Here is a 23,800-nt window from a genome sequence, read left to right as displayed (position 1 = left end):
GGGCGCGCGTGTCGCCCGCTCCCTGGCGCGCCCTCGTGCGGGCTCGGAAAGTTTCGGCGCCTCTCTTAATCCAAAAGGCGAGGCGTTGCCAATCGGGGGCGGGGGCGGCGGATGGGACGCCTCGCGAGAGCCCGTCTTGCGCGAGCGTGGCGATTGAGGCATGGACCAGTTCCGACCATGCGCTAGAGCAGATTCTCACCACTCGGGTTCATATCCTGCTGCGGTGAAGAAGTTCGCGCATTCCTCTGGCGGGAAGGCTTCGATGGCGTCGGCGACGGCGCTCCAGAGGGCGTCGCGCGTCCGGGCGGCGACCTTCCTGAGCAGGGCCTTCAGCTTGGCGAAGGCGTTCTCGATGGGGTTGAAGTCCGGGCTGTAGGGCGGCAGGAAGCGCAGCTCGGCTCCGGCCGCCTCGATGGCCTCGCGCACGGCGGGGGTCTTGTGGCTGGCGAGGTTGTCCATGATCACCACGTCGCCGGGGCTCAGCGTCGGAACCAGGACCTGCTGGACGTAGGCGAGGAAGCTCGCCGCGTTGATCGCGCCGTCGATCAGCATCGGCGCGTCGATCCCGCCGATCCTGAGCCCGGCCACGAAGGTCGTGGTGCGCCAATGGCCGTGAGGGATGCCGGCGCGCAGGCGCTCGCCTTCGGGGGCGCGGCCCCGCAACCGCGCCATCTTGGTGTTGAGCCAGGTCTCGTCGATGAAGATCAGCCGCTGCGGGTCGAGCTCGGGCTGCTCCTCGAACCAGGCCTCGCGGGCCGCGGCGACGTCGGCGCGGTCCTGCTCGCTGGCGTGGCCGGACTTTTTTTGAACGTCAGGCCGTGGCGGCCGAAGAAGCGGTGCACCGTCGAGGGCGCGAAGCGCTCGCCGTGCTCGCGCTCGAGCCGCTCGGCGATCTCGACGAGGGTGAGATCCGGCGCCTCCTCCACCATCGCGAGGATGACCGGGCCGAGCGCCTCGATCCGCCCGGACCGCGTGTCGCCGCCTTGCGCCCGCGGCGCGACCGAGCCCGTCTCGCGCCGAAGGTTGAACCACTTCACCGCCGCGGACGGCGCGATCCCGAAGCGGTCCGCCGCGGCCCGGCGGCTCATGCCGGCATCGACCGCAGCGAGGACGCGCTGCCTCAGATCCATCGAGAGGGGCTTCGTCATGGCGGCTGGCCTCCTCCGCCAGCCTCTACCGTGAATCACGAACTGGCCTCGAAGGGAATCCCCCGCGCGATTCCATCAGGAAGCGATCTGCTCTAGGATGCGTGCATGCTTGCGACGAGCCAAGGCGACCTTTCGGCGGCGATCGGCACGGGCGTCTACACCGCCCGCGAGGCGTCGCGCCTCCTGCGCATCAGCCCGGCCAAGATCAACCGCTGGCTCGGCGGCTGCGCGTATCGGCGCGACGGCGTCGTCGTCGTCCAGCGGCCGCTGTGGGAGCCGCAGCTGCCGCGCGCGGCCGGCCACCTCGAGCTCGGCTTCCGCGATCTCGTCGAGCTGCGATTCGTCGACGCCTTTCTCCGGGCCGGCCTGAGCCTCCAGGCCATTCGCGCCTGCCTGGAGACAGCGCGCGCCCACGTCGAGGACGATCGCCCGTTCTCCACGCGCCGGTTCCGAACGGACGGGCGGAAGATCTTTCTCGAGACGGTGCGCGACGCGGATGCCCCGGAGCTGATCGACCTGGGGGACCGGCAATACGTTTTCCGGGACGTGGTCGACCGAACCTTCAAGGACCTCGACATCGAGGACGACGCGGTCGTGCGCTGGCGGCCCTACCAGGGGCGCGCCAGCATCGTCATCGATCCGACGCGCGCCTTCGGAAAGCCGATTACCGCCCAGGGAGGCGTGCCCACTGTCGCCTTGGCGGACGCGGTGCGCGCCGAGGAATCGGAGGCGAAGGTCGCGCGGCTCTACGACGTCGCGCCGAGCGTCGTCCGCGACGCGGTGCGGTACGAAGCGTCCTTGGCGGCGGCGTGAAGGTCCTGCTCGACGAGCATCTGCCCCCCGCGCTCGCCCGCGCGCTCGACGCCCTATTCGCTGGAGAGCACGAGATCGTACACCTGCGGGACAAGTTCGGTCCGCGTGTCACGGACCTGGAGTGGATCGGCACCCTCAGCCGCGAAGGGCGCTGGGTGATCATCTCGGGCGACCGGCAGATCACCAAGAAGCGCGCCGAGTACAACGCGTTCCGCGCTTCGCGTCTCGTCGGCGTCTTCCTGTCGGCGGGCGTCACCAAGAGCCGCGTCACCAAGCAGGCGGAGCGCATCCTCGCCTTGTGGGATGCGATCGAGCGACTCGCGGACAGCGTCGAGGGCGGGGCCATGTTCGAGCTTCCGATGACGAGCACGCGGCTGAAGCAGCTGAAATGAGCGGGCGGGGCGCGCATCGCCGGTTCGGGGACGGCGTCGGGATCGCGGGGCGCGGGGGCGGGGCGAAGAAGTTCCGCCGCGGGCGTCCGGCGAGGGGCGCCGAACGCGGTCGGCCTAACCCGCGTTAACCGAAAAAAGCCTTTGGTTTCAATAGCTAGGCAAAAGTTGCAGCCCCAAACCGGGACGCGTTTTCTCGATCCCGGCAACGCGATCTTTACCCTGATCCGCGCATTCTCGCACTCGTTCAGTCGAGTAACGGTGCATGGCCATGGGTACCTCGCGTACCGGGGTCGCCGGCGCCGCCGCCCGGAAACTTGTTTCGCGTACCGGGCGGTCCGCGTCGGCGCCCCGGATGGGGATTTCGGTTCCCTCCGACACAATCGCAATCCCGGCGCGCAAGCCGCGCCTCGACGGCGTCGAGACGATCCGCGACGCGATCCGCGACCGGATCTTCGTGGGCGACTGCATCGCCGCTCTCGACCGGCTTCCGGCGGAGAGCGTGGACCTCGTCTTCGCCGACCCGCCCTACAATCTCCAGCTCGAGAACGCGCTGACGCGCCCGGACCAGAGCCTCGTCGACGCCGTCGACGACGACTGGGACAAGTTCGCGAGCTTCGCCGAGTACGACGCCTTCACCCGCGCCTGGCTCAAGGCCGTGCGGCGCGTGATGAAGAAGTCCGCGACTTTGTGGGTCATCGGCTCCTACCACAACATCTTCCGCGTCGGCGCGGCCCTGCAGGACGAGGGCTTCTGGGTCCTCAACGACGTCGTCTGGCGCAAGGCCAACCCGATGCCGAACTTCCGCGGCAAGCGCTTCACCAACGCCCACGAGACCCTGATCTGGGCCTCGCGCGGGGCGGACGCGAAGGGCTACACCTTCCACTACGATGCGCTGAAGGGCGGCAACGACGACCTGCAGATGCGCTCGGACTGGTTCATCCCGCTCTGCACCGGCGGCGAGCGGCTCAAGGACGGCAACGGCGACAAGCTGCACCCGACGCAGAAGCCGGAGGCGCTGCTCGCGCGCGTGCTGCTCTCCTCGTCCAGTCCCGGCGACGTGGTGCTCGACCCGTTCTTCGGCACCGGCACGACGGGGGCGGTGGCGAAGAAGCTCGGCCGGCATTTCGTCGGCATCGAGCGCGATCCCGGCTACGCCGCCGCCGCGCAGGCGCGCATCGACGCCGTCGAGCCGCTCTCGCCGGAGGCCATCGCCGCCGCGCCGGAGAAGCGGGCCGAGCCGAGGGTGCCCTTCCTCTCGCTGGTCGAGAGCGGGTTCGTGCGCCCGGGCGAGAGCCTGATCTGCGGGCGCCGCCGCCATCGCGCCGTGGTGCGCCCCGACGGCAACCTGGCGCTCGGCCAGATCGTCGGCTCGATCCACAAGATCGGCGCCCTGGCGCAGGGGCTCCCGGCCTGCAACGGCTGGACCTTCTGGCACGCCGAGCGCGAGGACGGTCTCGTCCTCATCGACGCCTTCCGGTCGCGGCTGCGGGCGACGATGGCGGCCTGATACGAGACGTCACCCGGCGGCGCGGGCGCGCAGCCGCGCCTCCCGGCGGCTCTCGAGCAGCACGTTGCCGGCGATGGCGCCGATCACCAGCGCCACGCCGAGGATCTGCACGAGATCGAGCCGCTCCCCCAGGAGCAGCGCCGCGCCCATGGCGGCGACCACCGGCTCGATGCAGAAGGACAGCCCCGCCGCCACCGCGTTGGCGCGCGCCAGCGCCAGGAATTGCAGGGTGAAGGCGGCGATGAAGGTCACGACGCCGAGCCCCACGACCACGGGCGCGAGCATCAGGTCGCCCGGTGGGCTCATCACGCCGAACGCCAGCGCGATGGCGAGGCTCGCCGGCAGGGTGAGCGTGTTGATCCAGAACACCTTGGTGGCGAGCGGCAGGTCGCGGGCGCGCACGCCGGCGAAGAACTGCGTCGCCGCCGCCGCGCTGGCGAGACCGGCGAGCGCGATGCCGCGCCAGTCGAGCGCCTCGAAGGCGGGTCCCACCACCAGGGCGACGCCGACGAAGGCGAGCGCGGCGACGCAAAGCAGCGCCGCCGTCAGCCGCCGCCCCTCGACGAAGGGGCTGGCCAGCACGATCAGCACCGGGAAGGTGTAGAAGATCACCGCCGCGACGGTCACCGGCACGAAGACGATGGCCGAGATGTAGCAGACCGCGATCAGGATGCTGGAGACGACCAGCACCGCCATGATCGGCCAGCGCTCCCGCGGCACCGCCACGGCCTGCCGCCACAGCCCGATCGCCGCCGCGACGAGCACGACCACCACCGCCGTTCGGTAGAAGACCAGCGAGACGCCGGCCACCCCCGCATCGGCGACGAGCCGGGCGAGCACGATGTTGAGGCCGTAGGACACGGCCGAGCCGAGCGCGAGCGCGGCGCCGAGAACGGAGGACGGGGCGGAGGCGGGCATCGGCGGCTCGGAGCACCACGCCGGGGATGCGGCGCGTGCCCCTACCTAGAGCATCAATCCCCCGAGTGGAAATCCGGCGGTGGACATCCGCGGCGGTCCGGACGCGGCGCGCCCGCGCTAGCCTGCGCCGAGCAGGATCAGCGCGAACAGCACCGCGAAGAGCACGATCCCGATGACGAACCCGGTCACCACGCGCCCGCGCCCGGTCCGGCCGATATTCGCCCGCGGCTCCTGGGCCGCGCCGGCGGTCGAGCGGGAGGTCTCCTGCTCGCGGGCCATGCGGATGCGCTCGGGCGAAGCCGGGTGGCCGGCGACCTCGTCGTCGGTGCCGAGCATCGACATGCCGGGGTCGAAGACCTCGTTCTTGTCGGCGGTGCGGCCGGAATTGACGTCGGCCTTGAGCATGGCCGGGTTCGGCCGCGGGTCGTCCGGCGGCGCGTGGTCGCCCGTCATCCGCTCGGCGGAAGCGTGGGGCGCCATGTCCGGCGTCGGCGGACGCTCGGTGGCGTCGGCGGGCGTCTGCGGGCTGGTGCGCGGCTTCTCCGGCGCGGACTTGCTCGCCGTCGCCTTGCTGACGCCGGTCGCGGCTTTCGTCCCGCCGGACTTCGTCCCGGACGTCTTCGCCCCCGACGGCTTCCGGTTCGCGGCTTTCGGCTCACGGGCCATGTCGTCCCCTCGTCGCTGGTGGTCTCGCATCGATCGCGAGGCCAACGCGGGGACGCGCGTCGATGTTCAGTCGAGCCAGGCCGGCACGCTGTCGCGGCCGATCAGGTCGTCGTAGCTCTCGCGCGGGCGCACCACGGCGTAGCGATCGCCGGAGACCAGCACCTCCGGCACCAGCAGGCGCGTGTTGTAGGTGGAGGCCTGAACCGCGCCGTAGGCCCCCGCCGTCATGATCGCCAGGAGCTCGCCCGGCGCGACCTCCGGCATCTGGCGCGCTTGCGCCAGGTAGTCCCCGGTCTCGCAGACCGGGCCCACCACGTCGACGATGCGCCGCGGGGCGTCCTCCACCGCCTGGCGCACGGGCTTGATGTCGTGATGCGCCTCGTAGAGCGTCGGGCGGATGAGGTCGTTCATCGCGGCGTCGACGATGACGAAGGTCTTCTTCTCGCCCTCCTTCACGTAGACCACCTGCGTGACCAGGATGCCCGCGTTGCCGGCGATCATGCGGCCGATCTCGAAGAGCAGCGTGAGGCCGAGCCCCTTGGTGTGGCGCTTGATCGTCTCGGCGAAGACGGAAGGCGCGGGCGGCGGCTCGACGTCCTCGCGATAGGGCACGCCGAGCCCGCCGCCGAGATCCATGTGATGCAGCGGGTGGCCCTCGGCCATCAGGTCGCGGGCCAGCTCGGCGACGAGCTGGGTCGCGTTGTCGAAGGGCGCGAGGTCCGTGATCTGGCTGCCGATGTGCATGTCGACGCCGGTGATCGCGATCCCCGGCAGCGCCGCGGCGCGGGCGTAGACCTCCCTGGCGCGGGAGATCGGGATGCCGAACTTGTTGTCGAACTTGCCCGTCGAGATCTTGGCGTGGGTCTTCGCGTCGACGTCCGGGTTGACGCGGATCGAGATCGGCGCCTCGACGCCCATCTCGGTCGCGACCGCGGAGAGCGCGTCGAGCTCGGGCTCGCTCTCGACGTTGAAGCACAGGATGCGTGCGGCGAGCGCCGCCTCCATCTCCGCGCGGGTCTTGCCGACGCCGGAGAAGACGATGCGCTCGCCCGGAACGCCGGCGGCGAGCGCACGGCGCAGCTCGCCCTCCGAGACGATGTCCATCCCCGCGCCGCGGCGGGCGAGCGTCTTCAGCACCGCCTGGTTCGAGTTCGCCTTCATGGCGTAGCAGACGAGCGCGTCCATGTCGGCGAAGGCGGCGGCGAAGACGTCGTAGTGCCGCTCCAGCGTCGCCGTCGAATAGCAGTAGAAGGGCGTGCCGACGGCGGCCGCGATCGTCTCCAGCGAGACGTCCTCGGCGTGCATCAGGCCGTCCCGATAGGCGAAATGGTGCATCGCGGCAGGCTCAGAGGAGGAAATCGAGGAGGAAGGGTCGGTCCGGCTGCGCGACGGGCACGGTCTCGGGCTCGCGCGCGCCCGGCGCGGGCAGCGAGACGAGCGGATCGGAGGGCACGGCCGCCTCGTCCGCGAGGGGCGCCGGCCCCGCCTGCGGCGGCGGCTGCAGCGCGCCGCGCCGGCCGCAGGCCGTCAGCGCGAGCGAGGCCGCCACCAGAACCACCAGACTGACGCCAACCCTGTTCGCCCGCATGTCGCCCTCCGCCGGATCGTGGCACGTAAAGCACAGATCGCGCGGGCTGGCGAGAGGGTCGCGGACGGCTCCGGTCGCTCGCCCGGGGGGATCGCCATGCTCGCCCCTGGATGCGGGCCGCCGCCGGTCTGCCCTCTCCCCTGCGGCTGGTCGTTTCACGCATCGTTCCGCGCCGCTGGCAGCCGAGGACGAGCGAGGTCGCGGAGCTGCTCGACGGGCGCCGAGCCTTCTCCTTCCCCTACAGGGAAGGAAAGACGAGCGCCGCTCGTCCGCTCCCCGAGCACGCGGTCGCCGACGCTCGACTGAAGGAAATGTGTGCACCGAGGAGCCCTCGTGGAGAGGGGTCGGGGGCGAGGGGCGTGCAGAAGCGTCTCGCCATTGGAGATCCGAAAGACGACCAGCCGCGCGGGAGAGAGGCTGCCTCGCCTGCCGCATACGCATCGATCCCAATTAGACAACACGATGTCAAAATGACTATCTACTGCCCATCTCGAACGATCGGAGATCCGCCATGTCCCGTCCCGTCATCACCCGCATCCACGCATTCGCGGCGAGCCTCGCCTTCCTGACGATCCTCGCCTTCTGGACCAGCACCGTCGCCGTCGAGCTCCTCGGCGGGCCGGCGCAGATCGCCGCGGTCAAGCGCGCGATTCTCGCCGGCCTCGCGATCCTCGTCCCGGCGCTGGCGCTCGCGGGCGCCACGGGCATGCGCCTCGGCGGCAAGGCGACGGGCGGGCTGGCGCGCGCCAAGAAGCGGCGCATGCCGTTCATCGCCGCGAACGGCCTGCTGATCCTCGTTCCCTGCGCCGTGATCCTCGATCGGCTCGCGAGCGCGGGCGATTTCGGCGCGCTGTTCGTCGGCCTGCAGGCGCTCGAGCTCGCCGGGGGCGCCGTGAACCTCACGCTGCTCGGCCTCAACATGCGCGACGGCCTGCGCATGACCGGCCGTATCCGCCGTCCGGCGCGCGAGCCGGGCGGGACCGCGGCCCAGCGCGGCTGAGGCCGCTCAGGTCTCCGGGTCGTCGCCCGCCTCGGGCTCGGCGCGGCCCTCGAGCCGGCGCACCAATGCGAGCGCCCGCTCGACCTCGGCGTCGGAGAGCCCCTCGGCGAGGCCGCGCGCCCAGGCGATCTGGCGGCGGTCGGCCTCGGCGTAGACCGCCTCGCCGCGATCGGTGAGGCGGATCAGCTTGGCGCGCTTGTGGTCGGGATTGTCCTCGTAGGCGACGAGCCCGATCGCGGCGAGGTCGTTGGCGACCCGCTGCACCGCTTGGCGGGTGAGGCCCATGCGCCGCGCGGCCTGCGCCACCGTGAGGGGACGGCCGGCGAGGCTCACCGCGCCGAGCACCTGCCAACGCGCGCTGGTGAGCCCGAGATCGGCCACGAGCGCGTCCCCCGCCGCGAGGAAGGCGCCGTTGGCGCGGAAGACGGCGAGGACGAGCTCGGTCACGCGGCGCGTCAGGGGGGAATGCTCGGGGGGATCGCGGTCTGGCACGGCGTCACTCTTCGGCGGCTCGTAACGGCCCCGTTCCTCCTAGCCGCTGCCGCGCCGGCTTTCCAGCGCCCCCGCGGCGTCGCGCCGCCGATCCGGAACGCGGCGGATGCCGTATCGTTGTCGCGGCGCAGCGTCGGAACCCGTCGGCAGACACGGGCGCGCCGCGCAGGAGACGCTCTCGGGCCGGGCTCGCGCCCCCGAACGCCGCCGGAGCCCCTCGATGCCTCCCGAAAGCCCCGAATCGCTTCCCCCGATCGCCTTGCGCCGGCTCGGGCCGCTCGACGCCCGCGCCTGCCGCGATCACCTGCTTCGCCTCGAGCCCGAGCAGCGCCGGCTCAGGTTCTCCGGAACGATCGGCGACGCGGCCATCGACCGGCACGTCGCAGAGGCGTTCGCGCCCCGCGCGCTTCTGCTCGGCCGGCACGTGCTGATCGGCGCGGTGCAGGGCTCGCTGTCCGACGCGCGGGTGATCGGCCTCGCCGAGCTGCGGCTCGAGCCCGGCCGGCGCGAGGCCGAGGCCGCCTTCAGCGTCGAGCGCTCCCTGCGCCAGCGCGGCGTCGGCGCCCGCCTCTTCGCCCGCGCCCTCGTCTGCGCCCGCAATCGCGGCGTTTCGCGCGTCCACGTCCGCTGCCTCGCCCACAACGTCGCCATGCACGCCCTGGCCCGCCGCCTGGGCGTCGCGCTGCGCTTCGTCGACGACGAGATCGAGGGCGTCCTCGACCTCGACCCGCCGACGCCGCTGACGCTGGTGGCCGAGCGGATGGGGGATCTGGCGGGGTGGATGGGGACGTGGACGCCGCAGACACGACCGGCTTGGTTAAGCGCCCCTTAACTCGCCCCGCCTACCCTCCGGCCGTCGCCCATCACGCATCGACCGGATCATGCCCGCAAGACGCCGCGCCCCCTCTCCCGCCGACGAACTCAAGGACGCGCTGCGCGGATTCCTGCGCCGCCGCCTCGCCGAGACGAGCGGGTTCGCGCTCTTCGCCGTCGCGCTCGCCATGGCGCTCGCGCTCGCCACCTGGTCGGTGGAGGACCCGAGCCTCAACCACGCCACCGACGCGCCGGTGCGCAACCTGCTCGGGTTCCCCGGGGCGGTGGCCGCCGACCTCGTGATGCAGCTGATCGGGCTCGGCGCCATCGCGCTCATCGCGCCGCTCGCCCTGTGGGGCTGGCAGCTGATGCGCGAGGGCGCGCTGTCGCGGCTCGCCCTGCGGATCGGCCTCCTCGTCGTCGGCGCCGGCGCCGCGACGGCGGTCGCCTCCTCGCTGCCGGCGACGGCGCGCTGGCCCCTGCCGACGGGCCTCGGCGGCGTCTTCGGCGACGCGCTGCTCGGCGCGGTGAAGACCGTCACCGGCATCTCGACCGGCCCGGCGGCCGCCCTGGTCGGCTTCGTCTTCGCCGCGGTCGCGATCCTCGCGCTCACCGCCGCCTGCGGCTACGGCTTCGCCGATCCGGACGAGGAGGACGAGGCCGAGCCCGAGATCGCCCCGCCACGCCGCCGCGGGCCCATCGACCTCGACGATCTCGACGAGCCGAACCGGGAGGACGATCCGGGCGCCGCGCTCGTCTTCCTCGGCGCCGTGGCGCACGGGATCATGAGCGCGCGCGGCGCCCTGCGGCGCGGCTTCGCGCTCGTGCGTGCGGCCCTCCTCGCCCCGCGCCGGGAGGACGACTACGCCTTCGCCGGCCCCGCCCGCCGCGAGCCGGTGCTCGACGACGACTACCCGCCGCCGCCCCGCCGCGAGGCGCCGCGCCGGCCCGCGCCCCCACGCCCCGCGCCGCAGCCGGCCTACGAGGAGGAAGACGCCGACGAGGGGTACGGCGAGGCCTCCTACGACGACGAGGACGACGCCGCGCCCTGGGACGAGGAGCCCGCGCCCCGCCCCGCGCCGGCGCGCGCCAGGCCGGCCGCCGCTCCGGCGAAGCCCGCGCCCGCGAGGCCCTCGCGCGCCAAGGCCCCCGAGCCGGAGCCGGTCTACGACGACGAGGAAGACGACGACGAGCCCACCGCCGACGCGCCGCCCGAGGAGCCCGCCTCCTCGCGCGTGCAGATGCCGGTCGCCGCGCTCAAGCCCGGCAAGCGCATCAAGCGCGAGGCCCAGCCGAACTTCCTCGACGAGAGCGACTACGAGCTGCCCCCGCTCCAGCTGCTGGCCGAGCCGAAGCGCTCCGGCACGCCCGCCGTGTCCGCCGAGGCGCTGGAGCAGAACGCCACCCTGCTCGAATCGACGCTGGAGGATTTCGGCGTGCGCGGCGAGATCATCAACGTGCGCCCGGGCCCGGTCGTGACGCTCTACGAGCTCGAGCCCGCGCCGGGCACGAAGTCGAGCCGCGTGATCTCGCTCGCCGACGACATCGCCCGCTCGATGTCCGCGGTCTCCGCCCGCGTCGCCGTCGTGCCCGGCCGCAACGCCATCGGCATCGAATTGCCCAACGCCAAGCGCGAGACGGTGTACCTGCGCGAGCTCCTCGCCTCCCACGATTTCGAGGCGACGAAGCACAAGCTGGCTTTGTGCCTCGGCAAGACCATCGGCGGCGAGCCGGTGATCGCCGACCTCGCCAAGATGCCCCACCTGCTGGTCGCCGGCACCACCGGCTCGGGCAAGTCGGTGGCGATCAACACCATGATCCTGTCGCTGCTCTACCGGCACACGCCCGAGCAGTGCCGCCTGATCATGGTGGACCCGAAGATGCTCGAATTGTCGATCTACGACGGCATTCCCCACCTCCTCTCGCCGGTCGTGACCGACCCGAAGAAGGCCGTCGTCGCGCTGAAATGGGCGGTGCGCGAGATGGAGGATCGCTACAGGAAGATGTCGAAGGTCGGCGTGCGCAACATCGACGGCTTCAACGCCCGCGTCGTCGAGGCGGTGGAGCGCGGCGAGGTGATCACCCGCACGGTGCAGACCGGCTTCGACCGCGAGACCGGCGAGGCGATCTACGAGGAGGAGGAGATGGATCTCCAGCCTCTGCCCTACATCGTCGTCATCGTCGACGAGATGGCCGACCTGATGATGGTCGCCGGCAAGGAGATCGAGGGCGCGATCCAGCGTCTCGCCCAGATGGCGCGCGCCGCCGGCATCCACCTGATCATGGCGACGCAGCGCCCCTCGGTGGACGTCATCACCGGCACGATCAAGGCGAACTTCCCGACCCGCATCTCCTTCCAGGTCACGTCCAAGATCGACAGCCGCACCATCCTCGGCGAGATGGGCGCCGAGCAGCTGCTCGGCCAGGGCGACATGCTCCACATGGCCGGCGGCGGGCGCATCACCCGCGTGCACGGACCGTTCTGCTCGGACGACGAGGTCGAGCACGTCGTCAGCCACCTCAAGCGCCAGGGCCGGCCCTCCTATCTCGACGCGGTCACCCTCGACGAGGAGGAGGCCGCGGCGGCGGGCGGCGGCGGGGACGACGGCGCGGTCTTCGACAAGGGCGCCTTCGGCGATCCCGGCGGCGACGTCTACGACCAGGCGGTGGCGGTGGTCCTGCGCGACAAGAAGGCCTCGACCTCCTATATCCAGCGCAGGCTCCAGATCGGCTACAACCGCGCCGCCTCGCTGATGGAGCGCATGGAGCGCGAGGGCATCGTCGGCCCCGCGAACCACGCCGGCAAGCGCGAGATCCTGATGGAGAGCCCCGGCCGCGGCGGCGGCGCCGAGGACGACGACGAGCCGTGACGGGGAACCGGGCCGCCGAGCCCCCGTTTCGCCACAGCCGGCCTCTATGGGGGCGCGAGACGATGGCTCGGCAGGCTCCCACGCGCGGGGCACGGCGGGCTCGGGAGAGATCGACATGACGCGTATACGCCCTCGCACCCGCCTCGCCGCGACGTTCCTCGCCGGCGCGATGATCCTGCCGCTCGCGGGCGAGGCGAACGCCTTCTTCTGGCGACGGGACCCCGCGCCGCAGCCGCAGCCGGTCGCGCTGCCTCCGGCCGAGATCGGCCCGACCGTTCCCGTCGCCGTGCTGCCGCCCCCGCGCCCGGCGACCGTCGCCAGCGCCGCACCCGCCGCGGTCGCGCCGCAGGCCTCCCTCGGCGACGCGCCGCTGAGCATCGTGCCGCAGGCGGTCGCGCCGCAGGCCGCGGTTTCGGCTCCGGTTCCGCTGCAGAGCCTCGCCGACGCGCCGCTGCCGCCACGCCCGCCGGCGGATCTCGTGCGCGTCGCCGCGGCGACGCCCGTCGCGCCCACGGTCTCCGATGCGCCCGCGCCCGAGGCGATCGCCGCGGCTCCTGCGCCCGCGCCCGTCGTCACCGCGTCGGCCGCGCCCGTCGCGACCCCCGAGGCCGAGGCGGCGGCGGCTCCGGCCCCCGCAGCGGCGGCCGCGCCGGCCCCCGCGCCCGAGCCGATCGTGGTCGCCGCCGCGGCGCCGGCCACCGACGCCGAGGTCGTCGCGGCGGCGAACGCCTATTTCAACGGAATCGACGCGCTCACCGGCCGCTTCAGCCAGGTCGGCAGCGACGGCCGCAGCTTCTCCGGCATGCTCTACGTCGACCGACCGGGCAGGCTGCGCTTCCAGTACGACGCCCCCGCGACGATCGACGTGATCGCCGACGGCCGCTCCGTCGTGGTGCGCGACCGGCGGCTCGGCACGCAGGACATGTACCCGATCTCGCAGACGCCGCTGAAGTTCCTGCTCGGCGACCGCATCCGGCTCGGCCAGGACGTGCAGGTGATCGGCGTCGAGCGCGCGGGCGACGAGGTCGACGTGGTCCTGCGCGACCGCTCGACCTTCGCCGGGGCCTCCGACATCCGCCTCACCTTCGACTCGCGGCTGGAGCGGCTGAAGGAATGGCGCATCGTCGACGCGCAGGGCTTCGAGACGCGGGTGAGCCTGTCGGGCCTCGAGCGCCATGCGCGCCTCGATCCGGGCCTGTTCCAGATCTCCTACGAGCGCTTCCACGGCGGCGCGCGCGACACCTACTGAGCGGGCTCGGTCTCAGCCGCAGAAGGCGCGGGCGTTGGGCGTCCAGGCGCCCATGCCGGAGGACACCATGTGCCGGATCACCGCGCAGACGTAGCGCTTCTGCGCCGGCGTGTTGCGGGGTCCGGCGTGGTAGCGCGCCACCGCGAGCGTCCAGTTGCCGTGGCGCGCCCGCAGGCGCTTGAGGAAGAGCGCGGCGTACTCGACGTTCTTCACCGGGTCGAACATCTCGGCGACGGACGAGAACTGCTCGCCGTGCCAATAATGGTTGATCTGCATGCAGCCGACGTCGATCAGCTTGACGCCGCGCGCCCGCTCGGCCTCGAACGTCGCGAGCGCGTCGGCCCGGCTCTCCCCGAAATAGGAGCGCCCGGCGATGTTCAGGGCGTAGGGGTGGAGGTTGCCGCGCCGGCCGGTCTCGGTGAGGCCCACCGCGAACAGGACGGCGAGCGGCACGTCGTGCGTCGCGGCGGCGCGAATCATCTCCGCCTCGCAGATGTTCTCCTCCGCGAAGGCGGGGGCGCGGGACGCGTCAGAGATAGACGCCGCCGTCAGCAGCGCCAGCGCCGCGCCGAGAGCCGTGAGCGCTCTGCGGATCATCGTCGGACCTCCTCTCCAGGCTGAACTCGGGCTGCGGACCGCGCCCGCGGCCGTTCTCGCCGCCGGGCCGCGGCTGGCCGTCGGACGCGGCTTGCCCCTGCGCTTGCGCCCCGTCGCCGCCGGCCTGCGCCTGCGCGGAGGCGCGCGGCGCGTCGGCGGTGTGGATCGCCACCACCTCGCCGGCGAGGCCGGAGCGGCGCACCGCGTCGACGATGAGCTTCTCGTCCTGGCGCAGCATGGCGGCGGCCTTGGCGTCGGCGGCGGTGATCTCCATGGCGACGCCGTCGGCGGTCATGCGCAGCGCGATCGTCACCGTGCCGAGCGAGACCGGCTGGAGCTGGACGGTGAGCACCTTCACGGGCTGGGCCTTGGCGGCGGCGCCGGTCCCGGCGAGATCGGGCGAGAAGGCGAGGCTCGCGCGCGAGGCCGGCTCGCCCTCGGCGAGGAGCGACGTCGCGGCGTCGACCACGGCCGCGAGGTTCGCCGCGCCGAGCGCCGGCGGCAGGTGTGTCGCCTGCGAGACGACGGTCGCCTTCAGCGCCATGCCGACGCTCGGCTCCGGCTTGGTCGCCAGCGCCAGATCGGCGCGGCTCTGCAGGAAGGCGTCGGCGCGCCCGCGCGGGGCGGGGGCGTCCGGCGCGTCGGCGTCCGGATCGGCATGCGCGGCGACGTCGCCGATCTCGCCGGCGAGCGGCGCGGCGGCGCGGACGGGCTGCGGCGCGGCGGCGGTTCGGGGCGCCTTCGCCGCATCGTTCGTCGCCTTGCGCCCCTCGCCTCCGGCGAGCGCGGCGAGGAGGCTCTCGGCGCCTTCCGTCGGCGTCGCCTCGTTCGCCTCCGCAGCGTCGGCCGTCTCCGGGCCATCGAGCGGCGCGCCGTCCGCCTGCGCCGGCTCGGCCCGGCCCTGGAGAGCGAGCGCGCCGGGGCGGATCGGCAGCGAGCGCTCGAAGGCGGCGGCGAGGGAGCGCAGGTCCGATGAGCCGCGGGACGGCGCCTTCGCTTGCGGCGCTTCGCCCTCGGCGGCGGGCGTCTCGCTTGCGGCACGTCCGCCGCCGCGGCGCGCCTGCGCGTCGGCGCGGCCGGCGAGGCCGTCGAGCGCGGCGTCGAACAAGGCGCCGAGCCCGCCCTGCGCCGCGCCGTCGCCGCCCTTCGCGGACGCGCGCTCGCCGCCGCGGGACTGGACCAGGGCCGTGAGGTCGGCGGGGATCATCGGGCGTGCTCCGTCAGGAGAAGGTCGATCGAGGCGAGCGCCGCCTCGGCGCGGCGCATCACGGGGGTGGGGGCGGGCGGCTCGAAGGCGAGGGGCGTGTCCGGGGCGGGTGCGGCCTCGTCCGGCGCGACGTCGGCGGCGATCTCGGCCTGCGGATCGGCCTCTTCCTCCGCCGCGGCCTCCTCGGCGACCACCTCCTCCTCGGCGACGACCGCCTCCGCCACGGCCTCATCCGGCGTGGCGAGCGGCAGCGGCGCGCCGATCCGGATCGCGAGGTCGAGCACGGCCTCGAGCAGGAGCACGTCCGGCGGCGACAGGCGCGCGGGGTCGAGATCGGCGAGCGCGTCGGCGGCGAGCGCGTAGCGCTCCGTCGCGACCTGGGAGGCGGCGGCGTAGAAGGCCGCGCGCTCCTCCTCGTCGGACCCGCCGGCGGAGAGGTCGTAGGCGAGCGTCGCGGCGCGCCGCGCCACCGTCGTGCGGCCGTGGATCAGCGAATGGCGGGCGAAGAACAGGTAGATGTCCCGCCGGCTCTCCGCGTCGAAGCGCTCGAGCAGGGTCTCGAGCCGGGCGAAGCGGTCGAGGTCGCCGTCGAAATCGAGCGCGGTGAGCAGCACGGCGAAGCGCTGGCGGAAATTGCCGGCGTAGATCGAGTGGCGGAAGCGGCGCATGTACTGCGTCGCCAGGAACTCGAGCCGCTCGACGTCCCCGCTCTGGCCGGCGACAAAGATCTCGCGGCGCAAGGCCGCCTCCTCGATGAGCGTACCCGGCGCGAGCAGGCGCGCCACCGCGAGAAGCCGCATCGCCTCCGCCGCGCTCTCGCGCACGGCGAGCGCGGATTGCGCCATGGCGAGCTGGGCGCCGAGCGGCCCGCCGACGCGCATCGCGTCGATCGGCGAGAGCGCCGCCTGCGCCTCGTCCTCCCGGCCCTGCAGGAAGGCGAGGGCGCCCTGGGCCATCGTCCGGTCCGCCCCGAAGGCGTCCGCGCGCCCCGCGGTGGCGGCGAGGATGGCGGAGAGGCTCTGCGGCGGCCCGCCGGCGAGCACGAAGGCGATCGCCGCGCGGGCGTTGCGCGGGTCGGCCCACACGGCCGGATCGGCCTCGGCGAAGCGGCCGGTGATGGCGCCGATCAGCCCGCGCTGCGCCTCGTGGGCCGCGAGGTCGCCCTCCGCGATGCGCTCCTGCAGCGCCTGGAGCGTGCGCAGGAGGGCGTAGGGGGACAGCGGCGCCGGCCGCGCCGCGGCGGCGGCGGGAGGCGGCGGCGCGGAGGGCGGCTCGGTCTCGGCCGTCGCCGGCCCAGGGCCGGCGAGCCCGGCGGCCAGGATCGTCGCCAGGAGAAGCGGCTTGGCGAGGAGGCGGGCGGCGCGGGTCACGTGCGCGCCTCCTCGGGGCTCAGCAGGATCTCGATGCGCCGGTTCTGCGCGGCATAGGGATCGGCCGAGACCTTGAGGAGCCGGTCGGCGTGACCCTCGACGCGCAGGATGCGCTCCTCGGCGAAGCCGCCGCGCACGAGCATGTAGTAGGCCATGTGCGCGCGCGCCGAGGAGAGCCGCCAATTGTCGTAGTCCGCCGAGCGGAACGGCCGTGCGTCGGTGTGGCCGCGAATGACGATGGCGCCCGCCTCCTCGGCGAGGATCGGCGCGATCTCCTCCAGAACCCGCACCAGCTCCGGCCGCGGCTCGGCCGAGCCGATGGCGAACATGCCGAAATTCGCGTCGTCGGTGAGGGAGACGAGCACGCCCTCCGCCGTCGCCGCGACCTCGATCGCCGGCACGTTCGCCGCCGCCGGCGCGCCGGTCGCCTCGGCCATGGCGGCGGCGATACGGGCGCGCAGGGCCGCGGCGCGGGCGAGCGCGGGATCGGGCGCTTCCACGGGCTCGGCTTCGGCGATGGCCGCTTCGCTCTCGTCCACCGCCTCGATCGCGGCGGCCTGCGGCGCGGGTTCCGGCTCGGGCCTCTGCGCCTCGGCGACGAAGACCGGCTCGTCCTCGGCCTGCGCCACGGCCGCGGGCGGCGGGGCGTCTGCTTCCTCCTCGGCGACCGCGACGGGCTCCGGCCGCGGCGCGTCCGCGACGGCCTCGGCAGCCTCCGCAAGTTCGGTCGCGGCCTCCGGCGAGACCACCGTCTCGGCGACCTCCGCTTCGCCCGCGCCCGGCTCGGCGCCGGCGAGCGGGCGCGCCTCGCCGTCGAGCGCCACCGCGCCCTCGGCTGAGAAGGCCACCGCCTGGGCGAGCGCCCGCTCGGCGATGGCGAGTTCGATCTCGCTCGGCCCGGCGGGGCCTCCCGAGGGGCCGCCCATGCCGAAGGGCGCGGCCGCGTCGGGCGTGCCCATCGGCCCGCCGGTGCCGTCGCCGTCGGAGCGGCCCACCGCGATCTGCGGGGCGAGCTGCCAGTAGATCGGGTCGAACGGGTCGCGATAGGCGTCGCCTCCGGTGAGGCCGGGATCGCCGCGCTCGCCGGGGCGCAGGTCGATCCCCGCCGCCGGCGGCGCCGGCTCGAAGCGCGCCTGCGCGGCGAGCGCGGAGAGCACGGCGTAGGGGTCCTGGAACAGGGCCGTCTCGGAATAGCGCCGCTCGCTCTCGAGCCGGACCGGCGCCTGCGTCACGATTTGCTCGTCGGCCTCGGTGACGGGCGCGTCGGAGCGCTCCTCCAGGTCGACGCCCTCGGAGGACTGGTCGGGATCGCGCAGGCCCTTGCGGTCTGTCGTCGCCTCGGCGAGGCGGATCGGGTTGAAATAGGAGGCGACGACCTCGCGGGTCTCCTGGTCGGTGGCGTTGATCAGCCACATGACCAGGAAGAACGCCATCATCGCCGTCATGAAGTCGGCATAGGCGATCTTCCACACGCCGGTCTTCGGCTCGTCCGCTTCCGGGTCGGGGCGGCGGCGGATGATGACGAGCTCGTGATGCTGTTCGTCCACGGTCGCGCTCCTTCAGGCGGCGTCGGCGCGGACCCGCTCGGCCCAGGCGGCGAGGCGGGTCTCGATGAGGGTTCCCTCGCCCTCGACGACGAGGTCCGGCGCGTCCGCCGGGGTGAAGCGCAGGGCGGCGCCGATGGAGCCGAGCCGGGCGATCAGGGCCTCGCCGAGATCGGCGGGGCCGCGCAGGGTGAGAACGAGGGCGGGATCGGCGCGCAGCAGGGTCGAGACCGCCGCGGCCAGCCCCTCCAGCGCGCGGTCGCGCGCGGCGGCGTGGAGCAGCGGCGCGAGCGCCCGCGCGGCGGCTTCCGAGAGGCGCTCCTCGACGGCGCCGAGACCCTCGATGAGAAGGCCGGCGAGCCGGTCGGCGGTCTCCTCCGCCCAGGCGGCGCGCGCGGCGGCGAGGGCCTCCTCCCGCGCGGCGGCCGCCTCGGCGCGGGCCTGCTCGAGGGCGGCGGCGAGGGCCGCCTCCGTCGCCTCGCGCGCCTCGGTCAGGCCGCGCTCGTAAGCCGCGGCGACGCGCGCCTCGATCTCCTCCGGCTTCGGCGCCCGTGGGCCAAAGGCGGGGGTGACCCGCGGCTCGGCGGTGGCGGCGTCTTCCGGCTCGGACACGGGCTCGGGCGACGGAGCCGGGAGGCGCGGCGCGCTCGGCGCGGGGAAGGCGATCTCGGCGAGGACGTCGTGCAGGGAGGCCGGCATCTCAGGCGTTCTCCGCGTGCATCCACTGCTTCAGGATATGGACCGCCTGGTCCTCGTTCTTGGCGACCATCTGCTCCAGCCGCCGGATCGTGGCCTGGCTGACCGAGGTCGGCAGCGCGGCGATGGCGGCGGTGGCGGCCTCGATCTGGGCCATGTGCGGCTCGGCCGCGGAGGTGTGCGGCAGGGCCGGGGCGGCGTCCCGCTCCTCCGCGCCGGTCTCGGCCTTGGCCAGGGCCGTCTGCGTCTCCTCGATCGCCGGCGGCTTCGGCCGGTCGAGGATCGCCGCCATGGCGGGGCGCAGGCCGAACCAGACCAGGGTGAGCGCGACGAGGAGGATGGCGAGCGCGTTCACGATGTTCCCGGCCTGGGACATCAGGATCTCGCGGAGTCCGATCTCGGGCACGGGCGCCATGTCGACGCTCTCGTCGAGGAAGGCGACCGCGGAGACCTTGATCGTGTCCCCGCGCGCCGCGTCGAAGCCCGCGGCCGAGGCGGCCAGCGCCTCGATCTCGGCGATCTCGGCCTCCAGCATCTCCGGCGTCGCGTCGGGACCGAGCGCCTCCGTCAGCCGCGCGCGGTTGACGAGCACGGCGAGCGAGAGCTGCTCGATGGCGAAGCCGTCGGAGGAGACCTGCACCTGGCGCGAGGAGATCTCGTAGTTCGTCAATTCCTCGCGGCGCTGCGCCTCCTCGCTCGACTGCTCGCCGCCGTCGGCCGCGACCTCCTCCTCCGGCAGGTTCTGCTCGACGGTGACGGGCGTCTGGCGCGAGAGGTTGGTCGCCGCCTCGTTCTCGCGCACGATGCGGATGGAGCGCTCGACCCGGCTTTCGGGATCGAAGATCGTCTCGCTCACCACCTTGCGGTCGGTGTTGATGCGCGCCGCGGCGCTGACCTGGAAATTGCCGAGCCCGAGATAGGGCGCGAGCGTGCGCCTGACCGAATCCTCGAGCTCGCGGTTGACCTCGCGGCCGAGCGCCGTCACCCGGCCCGTCGCGGCGCCCGCCGCGTCGTCGCCGGACGCCAGCAGGGTGCCGTCGGCGGAGAGCACCGTGACGCCGTCGACCTTCATGCCGGGCACGGCGGCGGCGACGAGATGGCGGATCGCCTGGGCCTGCCCGGCGATGTCGGCGGTCTCGGCGCGCACCACGACCGAGGCCGAGGGCTCGCGCGCCTCGCGCCGGAACGAGCCGGGATCCGCGAGCACGATGTGCACCCGCGCGGCGACGATGCCGCGCATCTGCTGGATGGTGCGGGCGACCTCGCCCTCCAGCGCGCGCACCCGCGTCACCTCCTGCATGAAGGAGGTGATGCCCAGCGAGCCCAGATTGTCGAACAGCTCGTAGCCGGAATTGGCCGAGAACGGCAGGCCCTTCTCGGCGAGCAGCATGCGCGCCCGCGCCGTCTGGGCGTGGCGCACCATCACCGCGTCGCCCGCGGCCGAGACGTCGAAGTCGATGCCCGCGTCGTTGAGCGCCGAGCCGATGCGCGAGACGTCCTCGCGCTCGAGCCCGGAATAGAGCACGGTCATCTGCGGGCGGCCGAGATGGTAGGCCCCCGCGACCACCGCGACGATCACCGCGAGCCCCACGGCGGCGAGCGCGATCAGGCGCCTCGCGCCGAGCTCCATCAGGTTGCCCCACAGGCGGTCGGCGTGCTGGTAAGCGGTCATGTCCTGCCCTGGTGTCCCTCGACGGCGGGCGCGAAGCCCCCCTTCCGACGAGGAGACTGACGGGCGAAGCTTGCCCGAGGCTGGCAGGGGCGAGGAGGCGAGCGGCGGGGGTGGCGCGCCGCGCGACGCAGCAGCCGTCGCTCAGCGCTCCAGGACGACGACGAACCCCGCCACCGGGCGGCCCGCGTCGCAGCGCGACCAGGCGTCCTCGACGGCGACGACGCGCAGACCGGCCTCGGCGGCGCGGGCGCGCAGGAAGGCGCGGGAATGGGCGAAGCGGGCGTCCGGGCCGATGACGAAGCCCTCGCCTGCGCCGGCGCCCAGCGCCTGGACGGTGAAGGCGAAGAGCCCGCCCGCCTGCAACGCGGTCGCCGCCGCGGCGAGGACGTGGACCGGATCGCCCACGTAGACCAGCACGTCGGCGGCGAGGATCAGGTCGGCCGCGCCGGAGGGGACCGCCTCGAGCCAGGCGGTGAGCTCGGCGACGTCGAGGCTCTCGTAGAGCGCCTTCTCGCGCGCCTTCTCCACCATGGCGGGCGCGAGATCGCAGCCGGCGAGGCGCTCGACGCGCCCGCGGATCGCCTCGGCCATCAGCCCCGTGCCGCAGCCGACGTCGAGCGCCCGGGCGAAACGCCGCCCCGGGGCGTACCGGTCGAGGGCCTCGCGCAGGAGGTCGGGGCCGCGATAGTTCAGGTCCGCCGTCAGGTGCTCGTCGAAGCGCTCGGCATAGGAATCGAACAGCGCGCGGACGTAGCCTTCGGTGATGGCGTCGGCGGCGGGCAGCGCCCCGAGCCGGGCGAGCGTGACGCTGACGCCGAGCGCGTCGTCCGGCTCCAGCGCCTTGGCGCGCTCCAGCGCAGCGACGGCGCCGGCGGCGTCGCCCGCCGCGAGGCGCGCCTCGCCAAGCAGCGCCCAGGCCGGCGCGAAATGCGCGGCGCGCTCCAGCGCCTGCCCGGCGAGATCGGCGGCCGCCGCGGCGTCGCCGTCCTGCAGGTAGCCGGCGGCCCAGGAATAGCGCCGGTCGGCGATGAGGTCCCCCGACGAGCGGTGGACGACGAGGGAGGGGGAGTTCGAGCGCGTCGCGGTGGCGAGCGGAAGGGGCGGGCTCATGCGCGTCCTCTGGCGGCCTTGGTCGGGACGACCGCGGCCGCGATGAAATTGGCGATCTCGCGGGTGCGGCGGGCCGGGACGAGCACCTCGTCGTCGAGCCCGTGCCGCCAGGCGAGGTCGGCGCGCGAGGGGTCCTCGTGCAGGGCGCGGATGTCCTCGACATAGGCGCGGGCCGCATCGAGATCGGCGCAGAAGCCTTCCCGGACGAGCCGCTCGCCGTAGCGGGACAGGATCGCCGCGAGCTCGCCGAGCGAGAATTCCGGATGGTACTGCACGCCCCAGAAGACGCCGCCCTCGTGGCGGATCTCCGCCGCCTGCACGCCGGCCATGCGGTTCGCGGCGAGGATCGTCGTCTCGCAGGGAGGCGTCTCGACGATGTCGAGATGCACCGCCGGCGCGTCGAACGCCAACGGGCGCCCGGCGAGCATGGGGTGGGCGCGGCCCGTCTCGGTGAGGGTGATGCGCCGGGCGAAGCCGATCTCGCGGCCGGCGGGGTTCTTCGCCACGCTCCCGCCCGCCGCCGCGGCGCCGACCTGGATGCCCCAGCACGAGCCGAAGGCGGGCGTGCCCGAGGCGTAGACCGCGCGCATCAGCTCGATCTGGCGCGTCACCTCCGGCGTCATGTCGTAGAGGTTCAGCGCCGAGCCCGTGAGGAAGACGCCGTCGTAGCCGGAGAGCCCGCCGCCGTCGGGGAGGTTCGCGCCCGCATCCGCCGGGTAGGCGAAGTCGAAGATCGCGCCCGGCGCATGCGGCGCCACGGCGGCGGCGTAGCTCTCGGAATAGGCCGTTCCGAAAGACCGCTTGTGCTTTTCACGCTCCGGGCGCGTGTTGCCCTCGACGATCAGAAACCGTAGAGCCATGGTCAGACGAGTGCCCCCGAACGGAAAAGCGGTCTTAGCGCAATGGCGGACGCCCGCAAGCGAAACCCGGGCCAGGCGCCTGCGGCGAAGACGTCCGCGCTTCCCGCCGGGGCTTCGGGCCAGGCCTACCTGTTCCTGACGATCACGGCCCTGTCCTGGGGCGGGAACGCGGTGGCCGGGCGTCTCGCGGTGGGCGAGATCTCGCCGATGGCGCTCACCAGCCTGCGCTGGCTCATCGTCATCGCGCTGATGGTCCCCCTCGCCCGGCGCGATCTCGTCGCGCATTGGCCGACGGTGAAGGCGCACTGGCCGCGCATCGCGGCGATGGCGACGATCGGCTTCGCCGTGTTCAACGCGCTCATGTACATCGCCGCGCACTACACGACGGCGGTGAACCTGACCATCATCCAGGGCGGCATCCCGATCATGGTGCTGTTCGGCGCGCTCGTCGTCTACGGAACGCGGATCACCGCGCTCCAGGTCGCGGGGATGCTGGTGACGCTCGCCGGCGTCGCGACGGTGGCGGCGCAGGGCAGCCTCGCCACGCTGCTGGCGCTCTCCTTCAATCCCGGCGACGTGCTGATGCTCTTCGCCTGCGTCGCCTATGCCGGCTACACGCTCTCGCTCCGCTCCCGCCCGGCCATGCCGCAGATGGCGTTCTTCACCGTGATGGCGATGATCGCCTTCGTGGCGACGCTGCCCATGCTCGCCGTCGAGACGGCGCTCGGGCTCACCGTCTGGCCCGGCCTCGAGGGCTGGCTCATCCTCGCCTACGTCTCGCTCCTGCCCTCGCTGATCGCGCAGCTCTGCTACATGAAGGGCGTCGAGCTGATCGGCCCGGGACGGGCGGGGCTGTTCGTCAACCTGGTGCCGGTCTTCGGGGCGATGCTCGCCGTGGCGATCCTCTCCGAGCCGTTCCGTCTCTACCACGCGATCGCGCTGGCGCTCGTGCTCGGCGGCATCGCGCTCGCGGAGAAGGGCAGGGGCTGAGGGCCGCCGGCCGGGGAGGCCCGAGCGCCCGCGCCCGGCGTCCGCCGCGCGGGAACCGAACGGGACGTATTTCCCCATCCCCGCCCGAGCGTCGCCATAGAGTGAGCAAAAACGCGTACGAGGGTCGCCTCGCCCGCGGACGCCGCGACGCAACATTTTCGGCGTCGAGGCCGTTGTGCGGCGCAAGAGAGAAGCGTATCCTAGGAGCGCGTTCGACCGAGAGCGAGCGGACACGCGCGCGGCCCCCCGCCGCGCGACCGCGAACGGCCCGGGCGAGACGCCTCTCAGGACAGTCGGA

22 protein-coding genes are annotated in these 23,800 nt (G+C 73.5%); 8 read left to right on the top strand and 14 right to left on the bottom strand.

Annotated elements, in window-relative coordinates; genetic code table 11:
• Positions 1–195: 195 nt before the first annotated feature.
• A protein-coding gene (locus ABL310_RS20255) for an IS630 family transposase (protein WP_349368028.1) occupies positions 196–1,148 on the bottom strand; the annotation gives its coding sequence in 2 pieces (ribosomal slippage) (positions 196–806 and positions 806–1,148; 954 coding nt in all).
• A 105-nt stretch (positions 1,149–1,253) separates the two neighbouring features.
• Here ABL310_RS20255 and ABL310_RS20250 point away from each other — a divergent pair.
• From ABL310_RS20250 to ABL310_RS20240, 3 genes are all read left to right on the top strand, one after another.
• A complete protein-coding gene (locus ABL310_RS20250) occupies positions 1,254–1,961 on the top strand; it encodes a hypothetical protein (protein ID WP_349368804.1) in 708 nt (235 codons plus the stop codon).
• Positions 1,958–2,353, top strand: coding sequence for a DUF5615 family PIN-like protein (locus ABL310_RS20245; protein WP_349368803.1), 396 nt, complete (start codon positions 1,958–1,960; stop codon positions 2,351–2,353). The genes ABL310_RS20250 and ABL310_RS20245 overlap by 4 nt, the downstream gene beginning before the upstream one ends.
• A gap of 268 nt (positions 2,354–2,621) precedes the next feature.
• Positions 2,622–3,860 (top strand): site-specific DNA-methyltransferase, encoded by a 1,239-nt coding sequence (locus ABL310_RS20240; RefSeq protein ID WP_349372097.1) that lies wholly within the window; start codon positions 2,622–2,624, stop codon positions 3,858–3,860.
• Between the two features lie 9 nt (positions 3,861–3,869).
• On the opposite strand, the gene ABL310_RS20235 is transcribed toward ABL310_RS20240, so the two are convergent.
• The 4 genes from ABL310_RS20235 to ABL310_RS20220 all read right to left on the bottom strand — a co-directional run bounded on the left by ABL310_RS20235 (position 3,870) and on the right by ABL310_RS20220 (position 7,032).
• Positions 3,870–4,778 carry a DMT family transporter gene (locus ABL310_RS20235; RefSeq protein ID WP_349368802.1) on the bottom strand — a complete coding sequence of 303 codons (909 nt, stop codon included), beginning with the start codon at positions 4,776–4,778 and terminating at the stop codon, positions 3,870–3,872.
• A gap of 117 nt (positions 4,779–4,895) precedes the next feature.
• Positions 4,896–5,444, bottom strand: coding sequence for a hypothetical protein (locus ABL310_RS20230; protein WP_349368801.1), 549 nt, complete (start codon positions 5,442–5,444; stop codon positions 4,896–4,898).
• Positions 5,445–5,510: 66 nt separating this feature from the next.
• Positions 5,511–6,779, bottom strand: a complete 1,269-nt coding sequence (gene lysA, locus ABL310_RS20225) for a diaminopimelate decarboxylase (protein ID WP_349368800.1) — start codon at positions 6,777–6,779, stop codon at positions 5,511–5,513.
• Positions 6,780–6,789: 10 nt separating this feature from the next.
• A complete protein-coding gene (locus tag ABL310_RS20220; protein WP_349368799.1) occupies positions 6,790–7,032 on the bottom strand; it encodes a lipoprotein in 243 nt (80 codons plus the stop codon).
• 511 nt (positions 7,033–7,543) lie between these two features.
• On the opposite strand from ABL310_RS20220, the gene ABL310_RS20215 reads away from it, so the two are divergent.
• Positions 7,544–8,032 carry a hypothetical protein gene (locus tag ABL310_RS20215; RefSeq protein ID WP_349368798.1) on the top strand — a complete coding sequence of 163 codons (489 nt, stop codon included), beginning with the start codon at positions 7,544–7,546 and terminating at the stop codon, positions 8,030–8,032.
• A 6-nt stretch (positions 8,033–8,038) separates the two neighbouring features.
• Here the strand turns inward: ABL310_RS20215 and ABL310_RS20210 are convergent, their stop codons facing one another.
• On the bottom strand, positions 8,039–8,479 hold the full coding sequence (locus tag ABL310_RS20210; RefSeq protein WP_349368797.1) for a MarR family transcriptional regulator: 441 nt from the start codon (positions 8,477–8,479) through the stop codon (positions 8,039–8,041).
• 265 nt (positions 8,480–8,744) lie between these two features.
• Between ABL310_RS20210 and ABL310_RS20205 the strand changes: the two genes are divergently transcribed.
• From ABL310_RS20205 to ABL310_RS20195, 3 genes are all read left to right on the top strand, one after another.
• A complete protein-coding gene (locus ABL310_RS20205) occupies positions 8,745–9,356 on the top strand; it encodes a GNAT family N-acetyltransferase (protein WP_349368796.1) in 612 nt (203 codons plus the stop codon).
• A 49-nt stretch (positions 9,357–9,405) separates the two neighbouring features.
• Positions 9,406–12,207 carry a DNA translocase FtsK gene (locus ABL310_RS20200; protein ID WP_349368795.1) on the top strand — a complete coding sequence of 934 codons (2,802 nt, stop codon included), beginning with the start codon at positions 9,406–9,408 and terminating at the stop codon, positions 12,205–12,207.
• Positions 12,208–12,322: 115 nt separating this feature from the next.
• A complete protein-coding gene (locus ABL310_RS20195; RefSeq protein WP_349368794.1) occupies positions 12,323–13,456 on the top strand; it encodes an outer-membrane lipoprotein carrier protein LolA in 1,134 nt (377 codons plus the stop codon).
• Between the two features lie 12 nt (positions 13,457–13,468).
• On the opposite strand, the gene ABL310_RS20190 is transcribed toward ABL310_RS20195, so the two are convergent.
• The 8 genes from ABL310_RS20190 to ABL310_RS20155 all read right to left on the bottom strand — a co-directional run bounded on the left by ABL310_RS20190 (position 13,469) and on the right by ABL310_RS20155 (position 22,512).
• A complete protein-coding gene (locus tag ABL310_RS20190) occupies positions 13,469–14,053 on the bottom strand; it encodes a transglycosylase SLT domain-containing protein (protein WP_349368793.1) in 585 nt (194 codons plus the stop codon).
• Positions 13,986–15,260: a flagellar hook-length control protein FliK gene (locus ABL310_RS20185; RefSeq protein ID WP_349368792.1), complete on the bottom strand. Its 1,275-nt coding sequence runs from the start codon at positions 15,258–15,260 to the stop codon at positions 13,986–13,988. Before ABL310_RS20185 ends, ABL310_RS20190 begins: the two co-directional genes overlap by 68 nt.
• Positions 15,257–16,630 (bottom strand): chemotaxis protein MotC, encoded by a 1,374-nt coding sequence (locus ABL310_RS20180; RefSeq protein WP_349368791.1) that lies wholly within the window; start codon positions 16,628–16,630, stop codon positions 15,257–15,259. Before ABL310_RS20180 ends, ABL310_RS20185 begins: the two co-directional genes overlap by 4 nt.
• Complete coding sequence (locus ABL310_RS20175; protein WP_349368790.1) at positions 16,627–18,177, bottom strand: MotB family protein; 1,551 nt, start codon at positions 18,175–18,177, stop codon at positions 16,627–16,629. Before ABL310_RS20175 ends, ABL310_RS20180 begins: the two co-directional genes overlap by 4 nt.
• A 12-nt stretch (positions 18,178–18,189) precedes the next feature.
• Positions 18,190–18,873: a hypothetical protein gene (locus tag ABL310_RS20170; RefSeq protein WP_349368789.1), complete on the bottom strand. Its 684-nt coding sequence runs from the start codon at positions 18,871–18,873 to the stop codon at positions 18,190–18,192.
• Between the two features lies 1 nt (position 18,874).
• Complete coding sequence (gene fliF / locus ABL310_RS20165; protein ID WP_349368788.1) at positions 18,875–20,542, bottom strand: flagellar basal-body MS-ring/collar protein FliF; 1,668 nt, start codon at positions 20,540–20,542, stop codon at positions 18,875–18,877.
• Between the two features lie 141 nt (positions 20,543–20,683).
• Complete coding sequence (locus ABL310_RS20160) at positions 20,684–21,652, bottom strand: methyltransferase domain-containing protein (RefSeq protein WP_349368787.1); 969 nt, start codon at positions 21,650–21,652, stop codon at positions 20,684–20,686.
• Entirely contained in the window at positions 21,649–22,512 is an 864-nt protein-coding gene (locus tag ABL310_RS20155) for a type 1 glutamine amidotransferase (RefSeq protein ID WP_349368786.1), read from the bottom strand. The genes ABL310_RS20160 and ABL310_RS20155 overlap by 4 nt, the downstream gene beginning before the upstream one ends.
• Positions 22,513–22,554: 42 nt before the next feature.
• On the opposite strand from ABL310_RS20155, the gene ABL310_RS20150 reads away from it, so the two are divergent.
• Positions 22,555–23,502: a DMT family transporter gene (locus tag ABL310_RS20150; RefSeq protein WP_349368785.1), complete on the top strand. Its 948-nt coding sequence runs from the start codon at positions 22,555–22,557 to the stop codon at positions 23,500–23,502.
• Positions 23,503–23,800: the final 298 nt, after the last annotated feature.

The sequence above is a fragment of the Salinarimonas sp. genome (genome assembly GCF_040111675.1).
Taxonomy (GTDB): Bacteria; Pseudomonadota; Alphaproteobacteria; order Rhizobiales; family Beijerinckiaceae; genus Salinarimonas.
The sequence above is the reverse complement of the archived record's forward strand: the minus strand, read 5'-3'. Positions and strand labels throughout refer to the sequence as shown.